This is a genomic window from Streptomyces sp. NPDC048600 (assembly GCF_055587025.1).
In genome coordinates, this window is record NZ_JBVJGZ010000058.1 from 6,670 (window position 1) to 16,388 (window position 9,719).

The window sequence follows — 9,719 nt, forward strand, 5'->3', positions numbered from 1 at the left end:
CGGGGCCCGGAGAAGGGAAGCCGTTTTGGGGTTGGGGGGGGATGGGGGAAGTTTGGTGGCCTGGGGGTGTTCGGCCGAAACGGTGCGCCCCCCGCCGCGGGGGAACGCGGCGGCCCCCGGCCGGGGACGGCCCGCTACTCCTCCCCTCAGGGGTTGATGTTCAGCTTGAAGGTGCTGGTGGTGTTGCGGACGTCGACGGCGTTGCCGTTCAGCCGCAGTCCGTTGACGGTCGCCTCGCCGACCGCCGGGCCCTGGCCGGGCTCGGGCATCTCGTTGGCCCAGATGCCGAAGCCGGACTTGGCGTCGTAGGCGTCACCGCTCTTGCGGGCGCCGGTGATGGAGATGTCGTTCAGGATCGTGTCCTTGATGGGGAACTGGGCCTGGCCGCCCACGTACCCGGTCTGGAACATCAGGCCGCTGTAGGTGGGGTCGACGATGTCGACGTTGTTGACGCGGATGCCCTGGAAGACCTTCGACGCCGAGAAGAACCAGATGCCGGGGAAGGTCTGGTTGCCCCAGAAGTGGCCGCCCGCGCGGACGATGGAGATGTTGTCGAAGGTGGTGGGCTCGGTGCCGAAGCCGTTCATCGGGTAGCCGAAGTCCAGGGAGGAGATCGTGATGCCCGAGTAGACGAGGGTGTCGGCGATGTGGATGTTGCGGAAGGTGTTGTTGTAGCCGCCGTAGACGGCCACGCCCGCCGCGCGCCAGGTCAGTGTGGTGGTCAGGTTCTCGTAGACGTTGTTCTTCATGTCCGCGCCGCCCGCGTCGATCGCGGAGAACAGCGCGAAGCTGTCGTCACCGGTGGCCCGGGCGTCGTTGTTGACGACGTGGTTGTCGGTGGAGCCGTTGGTCATGTTGATGCCGTCGGCGAACATGTTCCGGATACGGGAGTTCCTGATGGTGATCCGGTCGGTGTTGGCGCCCCAGTAGAGGCACACCATGTGCTCGTTCCAGATGTCGTCGATGACGATGTCGGTGACATTGGCGAAGTCGAAGACCTTGCCGGGGCCGTCGATGCGCGAGGTGTAGTTGCCGAAGTAGGCGAAGCCCTTGAACAGGGAGCCCTTGGCGGTGCCCTCCGCGCGGAAGCCGACGTCGGTGTTGTCCTGGGTCGTCGGGGCGTGGAACTTGGTGTACCAGGGGCCGGCGCCGACGACCCTGACCGCCTTGCCGTACACCTGGAACTTGCTCGACGTCTGGTAGTCGCCCGGCGGCAGGTAGACGCCGGCCAGGGTGCCCGTGGTGTCCATGCGGACACGGTCGAGCGCGTTCTGGACGTCCTGGTGGCCGAAGCCGGCCGGGACGACGTACGTCGCCGGGTCCGGGTTGGCGACCGGGACGGCCTTCTCCAGGTTCACGAAGTCGATCGCGTACGTGGAGGTGTTGGCGGCGTCCTTCTGGAGGCGGATCCTGCTGCCCGCGGGGACGTTCTCCCCGAGCATGATGTGCGCCTCGTCGTAGATGTGCCGCGGGGCGCCCGCGCCGGGCGAGTTGCCGGGTGAGGCCTCGGCGCCGTACAGCCAGGCGTACTTGGAGGTCAGCGGCAGGCTCTTCTTGAAGACGCCGTCGACGTAGACGTTGATGGTGGAGTCGGTGCCGCCGCCTCCGGCCGCGTCCGGGATGGAGAAGCGGGTGACCAGGGTGTTGGTCTCGGCGCGGGTGGTGAACTCGACGTACTCGCCGGTCGCGTCGAGGCTGACCGCCTTGCGGCCCGAGGCCTCGCCCGCGAGGTCGCCGACGTTGCGGTTGGGGCCGAGCACCGTGGCGCCGCCGCCGGTGGTGCCGTCCTCCGCCTCGTACATGTCGTACGGCATGTCGGCGCCGCGACCGACGAACAGCGGCTGGGTGGCGGTGTTGTTGGCGCGCTTGACGGGGAGTTCGTTGGTGTCGTCGGCGATGACCGTCCGCACCGTGAAGGAGCCGTCGGCCGCGGTCCAGGGGCCGAGGTTCACCTCGGCGGTGGAGCCCGCGGCGATCACGCCGTTGTGGGCGCCGGTCAGGGTCTTCACCGTCGCACCCTTGTCGTCCACGACGGTCAGGGTGACGCCGTGGCTGCCCGCCGCGCTGGCCTGGTTGCCCTGGTTCTTCAGCGCGACCTCGAAGGTGACGTTGTCACCGGCGGCCGGGCTGGTGGGCGTGGTCGTGACCGAGGCGGCGACCAGGTCGGCGCTCTGGACGGGCCTGACCTCCAGGGCGGTGGGGCGGGTGTAGGTGTTGTTGGTCTCGTTCTGCTCGATGACCTCGTTCGCGTCGTCGGCGACCGCGCTCAGCTCGTAGGAGCCGGCCTCGCGGGCCCCGACGGAGGCGCTGACCGTGGTCTGGGCGCCGGGCGCGAGGGCGCCGACGGCGGCGGTGGCGACCTTGGTGCCGCCCAGGCGCAGCGCGACCTTGCTGGCCGGGGCGGCGGACGGGCCGTCGTTGCGCACGGTGGCCGAGACGGTGATCTCGTCCGACTCCACGGGCGAGGCGGGCGAGGTGCTCAGCCCGGTGACCGTGAGGTCCGGGTTGGGCGCGGGCACGCCGACCACCTGGAACTCGGCGAGCTGCCCGGCCGGGGCGCCGGAGTTGGCGGTGAAACGCAGCCGGACGTCGGCGGTCCGGGAGGACACCGGCACGGTGACGCTGTTCCCGCTCGCCGGGTCGAAGGAGTACGGCTTGGCGGCGACCAGGGTGGTGAAGGCCGTGGCGCTCTGCTCGCGGCCGAGGACCTCGATCGTCTGGGAGCGGGCGCCCCACGCGGTGTCCGGGTTCAGCCTGAGCACCAGCCGGTCGACATCGGCGTTGGCGCCCAGCTTGACGGTGAGGGTCTGCGGGTAGCTGCCGCCCGCGCCCTCCCAGTAGGTGGCGGTGCTGTTGTCGTTGGCGTTCGCCGCCACGAAGGAGTGGACGGTGGAGGAGGCCTCGATCGGCCTGCCGACGGCCATGTCGGAGCCGGTGCCCCCGCTGCCGGTGCGGGTCACGCTGTTGCTGTTGCCCGACCGGTTGCCGGCCGCGTCCTTGGCGACCACGTGGTAGGTGACCGTGCGGGTGGCGGGCTGGGTGTCGGTGTACGTGGTGACGTCGCCCGCGACGCTGCCGCGCAGCACGTTGTCGGCGTAGACGTCGTAGCCGCTCACCGCGGTGTTGTCGGTGGAGGCCGTCCAGGTGAGCCGGATCTGGCCGCCGCCGGGCTCGGTGTGGGCGAGGTTCGCGGGGGCGGTCGGGGCCTGGGTGTCGCCCGCGTCGCCGACCCGTGTGACGGTGTTGCTGTCGCCCGACTGGTTGCCTGCCGCGTCGCGCGCGCGGACCCGGTAGGACACGGTCTGGTTCGCGGGGCGGCTGTCGGTGAACGCCGTGACGTCGCCCGCGACGCTGGTCAGCAGGGTGCCGTTCGCGTAGATGTCGTACGCGGTGACGCCGGTGTTGTCGCTCGCGGCGTTCCAGGTCAGCCGGATCTGGCCGGTGCCGGGCTCGGTGTGGGCGAGGTTCGCGGGGGCGGTCGGGGCCTGGGTGTCGCCGCCGGCCGGGCCGTAGATCTCCAGCTCGGACAACTGGGCGCCGGGCTGGACGGAGTTGGCGGTCACCAGGACACGGACGTGGCGGGTGGTCGCCGCGTCGAAGGTGAGGGTCGCCGTGTTGCCGCTCGCGGGGTCGAAGGTGTACGCCCTCGACGCCGTCAGGTCGGTGAAGTCCGTGCCGTTGGTGCTGCCCTGGATCTTCAGGGTCTGGCTGCGGGTCTCCCAGGCGGTCGGCAGCTTCAGCACGACCCGGTCGACGCGGACGGAGGCGCCGAGGTCGGCCTGGAGCCACTGCGGGAAGGCGTTGTTGCCGCTCTCCCAATAGGTGGCGCGATTGCCGTCGTTGGCGTTCGGGGCGGTGTACGTCTGGGTCTGGCTGCTGGCCGTCAGGGTGCGGCCCGCGGCGAGGTCGACGGACGACTGGTCGGCCGAGTGGACCTCCAGCTCGGACAACTGGGCTGCCTGCCAGCCGGTGTTGGCCGTGATGTGCACACGGACGAACCTGGTCAGCGTGGCCGGGAAGGACACAGTGACGGTGTTCGCGGCTCCCGGACTGAAGGTGTAGGCGGCGGAGTTCTTCAGCGTGCTGAAGCCGGTGCCGTCGGCGCTGCCCTGGACGGAGAGGGTCTGGCTGCGGGCCTCCCAGCCGGCCGGCAGCTTCAGCACGACCTCGTCGATCCGCTCGGTCGCGCCGAGGTCGGCCTGCACCCACTGGGGCAGGCTCGTGCCCGAACTCTGCCAGTACGAGGCCTGGTTGCCGTCCGTGATGCTGCCGGCGCCGTACTCGGTGTGGGAGCTGCTCGCCGCGGCGGTGTCGCCCAGCGCGATGTTGGGCCCGCCCGCGGCGTGGGCGGTCAGCAGCGGCCCGCCCAGCGCCAGCAGGCTCGTCGCGACCACGGTGCTCAGGCCCCGTGATCTCCATGTGGGGGTACTCATCGGTCCTCGCTTCTCGGACTCGCGCGTCCTGCGGCACGGGATGGGGTCTCGGGCCGTGGCGCGAGATGCGGCTCAGGGATGGCGTGCGTCCGCGCAGATCCAGCGCTTGAATATCCGGCACTTTGTCATTCGCAGTTTGCGCGGGACGATCAGAGAGTTGCAGAGCTTCGTTCACGCGTCTACAGATTCGACCGGACGACTTGCGAAGCTCCAGCTAGAGCGCACGGCGAACTCCGGGGTGGGGCCGGGGAGTCCGGGAGTGGTCCGGGAACGAGAACGGCACCGGTGTCGCACGCCGCTGGGGGCGGCGGGACACCGGTGCCGGTGAGGTGAGGGGTGTTCGGTCGTCGGTCGGCCGACGGTGGGTCAGCGGGCGCTGGGCGGCGGGGCGGTCGAGCCGCGGACGACGAGCTCGGGCTCGAAGAGGAGTTCGCCGGGGTGGGCCTGGGTGCCCTGGATCTGGGCGCAGAGCAGGTCGACGGCGGCGCGGCCCATGGCCTCGATGGGCTGGCGGACGGTCGAGAGCGGGGGTTCGGTGCAGGTCATGAAGGCGGAGTCGTCGAAGCCGACGACGGAGACGTCGGTGGGGACGACGAGGCCGCGGCGGCGGGCGGCGCGGATGGCGCCGAGGGCGAGCGGGTCGCTGGCGCAGACGATGCCGGTGACGCCGCGCTCGAGCAGGCGCGTGGTCGCGGCCTGGCCGCCCTCCAGCGAGAAGATCGACCGCTCCACGAACTCCTCGGTCCACTTCGTCCCGGTGGCCTTCGCCGCCACCCTGGCCGCCTCCAGCTTGCGCCGCGAGGGCACATGGTCCGCCGGACCGAGGACCATGCCGATCCGCTCGTGCCCGAGTGAGGCCAGGTGGCGCCAGGACTGCTCCACGGCGACCGCGTCGTCACAGGCGACACAGGGGAAGTCGAGTCCGGCGATCGAGGCGTTGATCAGGACGACCGGGATGCTGCGCTCGGCGAGCCGGTGGTAGTGCTCGTGCGGGGCGTCGGCCTGGGCGAAGAGACCGCCGGCGAAGACCACGCCGGAGACCTGCTGCTGAAGCAGCAGGTCCACGTAGTCCGCCTCGGAGACCCCGCCCTTGGTCTGTGTGCACAGCACGGGTGTCAGCCCCTGCTGGGCGAGCGCACCCCCGATGACCTCGGCGAACGCCGGGAAGATGGGGTTCTGGAGCTCCGGCAGCACCAGACCGACGAGCCGGGCGCGCTCCCCGCGCAGCTGCGTCGGGCGCTCGTAGCCGAGCACGTCGAGCGCCGTGAGCACGGACTGGCGGGTCGCCTCGGACACGCCGGGCTTGCCGTTGAGGACACGGCTGACCGTCGCCTCGCTGACACCCACCTTCTTGGCCACCTGAGCAAGTCGTCGCGTCATGCACGCAAGGCTAACGCAAGAAGCGCAAATGGATTGCGTGCGTTCTCATCCCGCGGAGACGTCCTCACGGCCGTCATCCGCGCAGCCATGCGGTGGTGTCCGGGGGGAGGGTTCCGTCGGGGTGGAGGGGGTTGCTGGTGAGGAGGAGGTGGGTGTGTGGGGGGAGGGGGACGGGGTGGTCGGTGAGGTTGACGGTGCAGGTGAGGCCGTGGGGGCGGGTGAAGGTGAGGATGCCGGGGTGGGTGGGCTGCCAGGTGAGGGGGCCGTCGCCGAAGCCGGGTTCGGTGCGGCGCAGGTGCAGGGCGCGGCGGTAGAGGGTGAGCATGGAGTGCGGGTCGGTGGCCTGGCGGTCGACGGCGTAGTGGGCCCAGTCGGCGGGCTGGGGCAGCCACGGCTCGCCACCCGTGTCCGCGCCGGTCTGCGTGGTGGTGCTGAAGCCGTAGTGGGGGGCGTCGGCGTGCCAGGGCAGGGGGACGCGGCAGCCGTCGCGGCCGGGGTCGGTGCCGCCGGAGCGGAAGTGCATGGGGTCCTGGATGTGTTCGCGGGGGATGTCGGCCTCGGGCAGGCCGAGTTCCTCGCCCTGGTAGAGGTAGACGGAGCCGGGCAGGGCGAGGGTGAGCAGGGCGGCGGCGCGGGCGCGGCGGGTGCCGAGGCCGAGGTCGGTGGGGGTGCCGAAGGTCTTGGCGGCGAAGTCGAAGGCGGTGTCGGTGCGGCCGTAGCGGGTGACGGTGCGGGTGACGTCGTGGTTGCACAGGACCCAGGTGGCGGGGGCGCCGACGGGGGCGTGTTCGGCGAGGGTGTCGTCGATGGCGGTGCGCAGCCGGCCGGGCTCCCAGGGGCAGGTGAGGAAGGAGAAGTTGAACGCGGTGTGGAGTTCGTCGGGGCGCAGGTAGCGGGCGAAGCGTTCGGGGTCGGGCAGCCAGACCTCGCCGACGAACACGGCGCCGTAGGTGTCGGCGACGGTGCGCCAGGAGCGGTAGATGTCGTGGAGTTCGTCCCTGTCGATGTAGGGGTGGGGGTCGGTGCCGGGGTGGAAGTCGGGGAGGCGGGGGTGTTTGGCGAGGAGGGCGGCGGAGTCGATGCGGACGCCGGCGACGCCGCGGTCGAGCCAGAACCGCAGGATGTCCTCGTGCTCGCGGCGGACGTCGGGGTGGTTCCAGTTGAGGTCGGGCTGCTGGGGGGTGAAGAGGTGGAGGTAGTACTCGCCGTCGGGGACGCGGGTCCAGGTGGTGCCGGAGAACTGGGAGGGCCAGGTGTTGGGCGGGTGCTGGCCGTGCTCGCCGCGGCCGGGGCGGAAGTGGAAGCGGGCGCGTTCGGGGCTGCCGGGTCCTGCGGTGAGGGCGGCTTTGAACCAGGGGTGCTGGTCGGAGACGTGGTTGGGGACGATGTCGACGATGGTGCGGATGCCGAGGGCGGTGGCTTCGGCGATGAGTTTCTCGGCTTCGTCGAGGGTGCCGAAGGCGGGGTCGACGGCGCGGTAGTCGGCGACGTCGTAGCCGCCGTCGATCATGGGTGAGGTGTACCAGGGGGTGAACCAGACGGCGTCGACGCCGAGTTCGGCGAGGTGGGGCAGTCTCGCTCGGATGCCCGCGAGGTCGCCGGTGCCGTCGCCGTCGCCGTCGGCGAAGCTGCGGGGGTACACCTGGTAGATGACGGCGTCGCGCCACCAGGTGTCCGTGCGGGGCGGGTGAGGGGCTGCCACGTGAGGTCCTTTCGGGCAGGGGAGGGTACTCCGCCGCCGCCCCGGTCGGGCGGGGCGTGTCGGACACGCAACGGCGGCGGAGGCTTCGGGATACGGCTGCGGTCGGTGTCGGCCCTGGTGGGCACGGCTGCGGCGGCTGTCGGCCCTGGGGGGTGAGGGGGGTCAGCCCTTGAGGCCGCCGGCGGTGAGGCCGCTCATGATGTTGCGCTGGAAGATCAGGAAGACGATCAGGGTCGGCAGGGAGGCGATGGTCAGCGCGGCGATGAGGACGTTCACCGGGACTCCGCTGGAGAGGGAGTAGATGCCGACGTTGAGGGTCTGCTTGGACGGGTCGGGCAGGGTGAGCATCGGCCAGAGGAAGTCCTTCCAGACCCCGACGACCGCGAAGATCGACACCACGCCGAGGATCGGCCGGGAGATCGGCAGGACGATCGACCACAGGACGCGCATCGGGCTGGCGCCGTCCATGGCCGCGGCGTCCAGGAGCTCCTTGGGTATGGAGTCGAAGAACCGCTTGAGCAGGAAGATGTTGAAGGCGTTGGTCACGGACGGCAGCCAGATCGCCCAGGGCGTGTTCAGCAGGTTGCGCTCGACGATCGGCACGTCCAGCACGGTGAGGTACTGCGGCACGACGAGGACGGTCGCCGGGATCATCAGGGTGGCGAGCATCAGGCCGAGGATCGCCTTGCCCAGCACCGGGCGGAGCTTGGACAGCGAGTAGGCCGCGGCCACGTCGAACACGAGCTGGAAGGCGAGCGCGCCGAAGGCGTAGAACAGGGTGTTCATCAGCAGGGAGGACAGGTCCATGACCTCCCAGGCGCGGCTGTAGTTGTCGGGCGTGAAGCTCTCGGGCACCAGGGTCGGCGGGGTCGCGACGACTTCCTGGGAGTCCTTGAACCCGCTGGAGACCAGCCAGTACAGCGGGCCCAGGAAGACGAGCGTGAAGCCGCCGACGACCAGGGCGAACACGGTCCGGTACAGGGCCTTGGCGCGCGGTCTGGCGAGCTGGGCCGGTGAGATGAGGGTGCGTGTCGACATCGGTGGGCTCCCGCCTTACTCGTCCTCGGCGCGGCTGAGCTTCACGTACGCCGCCGAGAAACCGGCGAGCAGGACGAGCAGCATCAGGCCGAGTGCGGCCGCGGCACCGTAGTTGTTGAAGTTGAAGGCGTACTGGTAGATGAGGTAGACGACCGTGGTCGTGGACCCCTCGGGTCCGGCGCCGCCGGTGAGCAGGAACGGCTCCACGAAGACCTGCATGGTCGCGATCACCTGCATCAGCAGCATCAGCGACAGGATCAGCCGGGTCTGCGGGATGGTGACGTGCCAGATCTTGCGGAACAGGCCGGCGCCGTCGAGCTCCGCAGCCTCGTAGAGCTCTCCGGGGATGCCCTGGAGCGCGGCGAGGTAGATCAGGGTGGCGCCGCCCATGTTCATCCAGGTAGCGGCGATCACCACGGACAGCATCGACAGGTCCGGGTCCTGCAGCCACTGCTGTTCGGGCAGGTGCAGGAATCCCAGGAGTTCGTTGAGCAGGCCGTAGCCGGGGTCGTAGAGGTACTTGAACAGCAGGACCGAGGCGACCGGCGGCAGCATCACGGGGAGGTAGACCAGCAGGCGCAGATAGCTCTGGCCCTGGCGGAACTCGTTGATCACGACCGCCGTCACGAACGGCACGGCGAAGCCGAAGACCAGGGCGAGCACGGTGAACAGCAGGGTGTTGCGCCAGGCCTGCCAGAAGGCGGGGTCGTTGAAGACGGTCCTGAGGTTGTCCAGGCCGACCCAGACGGTGTCGCCGCTCTCGGTCTTCTGGAACGCGAGCAGGAACTCCCGGACCATCGGGTACCAGGAGAACACCGCGAAACAGATCACCGCGCCGATCAGGAAGCCGTGTGCGGTCAGGTTCCGCCGCAGGCTTCTGCCGAAGGCGCCGCGGGGCGATGCCGGGCCCCTGGCGGGCGGCGGGGCGAGGCGGTGGGCCGCCTTGCCCCGGGTCGCGGTCGGGGCCGGCATCGTCGCTTCTCCCTGGTGGCTCACTGGTTGGCCAGAACCTGGTTGACCTGCGCCTCGGCGGTGTCGAGGAGCTTGTCGATGTCGGCGTCCTCGTTGGTGAGGATGCCGGACATCACGTTGTCGAGGATCTTGTAGAGCTCCTGCGCCTTCGGCGGCTCGGCCTTGCCGGCCACCGGGCTGTCCATGAACGACCG

At 70.4% G+C, this 9,719-nt stretch carries 5 protein-coding genes and 1 pseudogene; all 6 read right to left on the reverse strand.

What is annotated here, in order from left to right; genetic code table 11:
- Positions 1-146: 146 nt before the first annotated feature.
- Positions 147-4,433 (reverse strand): discoidin domain-containing protein, encoded by a 4,287-nt coding sequence (locus tag ACZ6SQ_RS37885; RefSeq protein ID WP_469570529.1) that lies wholly within the window; start codon positions 4,431-4,433, stop codon positions 147-149.
- Between the two features lie 366 nt (positions 4,434-4,799).
- Positions 4,800-5,813, reverse strand: coding sequence for a LacI family DNA-binding transcriptional regulator (locus ACZ6SQ_RS37890; protein WP_469570531.1), 1,014 nt, complete (start codon positions 5,811-5,813; stop codon positions 4,800-4,802).
- Between the two features lie 73 nt (positions 5,814-5,886).
- Positions 5,887-7,515, reverse strand: coding sequence for a glycoside hydrolase family 13 protein (locus tag ACZ6SQ_RS37895; RefSeq protein WP_469570534.1), 1,629 nt, complete (start codon positions 7,513-7,515; stop codon positions 5,887-5,889).
- A gap of 162 nt (positions 7,516-7,677) precedes the next feature.
- Positions 7,678-8,553, reverse strand: coding sequence for a carbohydrate ABC transporter permease (locus ACZ6SQ_RS37900; RefSeq protein ID WP_469570536.1), 876 nt, complete (start codon positions 8,551-8,553; stop codon positions 7,678-7,680).
- 15 nt (positions 8,554-8,568) lie between these two features.
- Positions 8,569-9,525 (reverse strand): carbohydrate ABC transporter permease, encoded by a 957-nt coding sequence (locus ACZ6SQ_RS37905; RefSeq protein ID WP_469570538.1) that lies wholly within the window; start codon positions 9,523-9,525, stop codon positions 8,569-8,571.
- 20 nt (positions 9,526-9,545) lie between these two features.
- Positions 9,546-9,719: pseudogene (locus tag ACZ6SQ_RS37910) on the reverse strand (sugar ABC transporter substrate-binding protein); the annotation flags it as partial.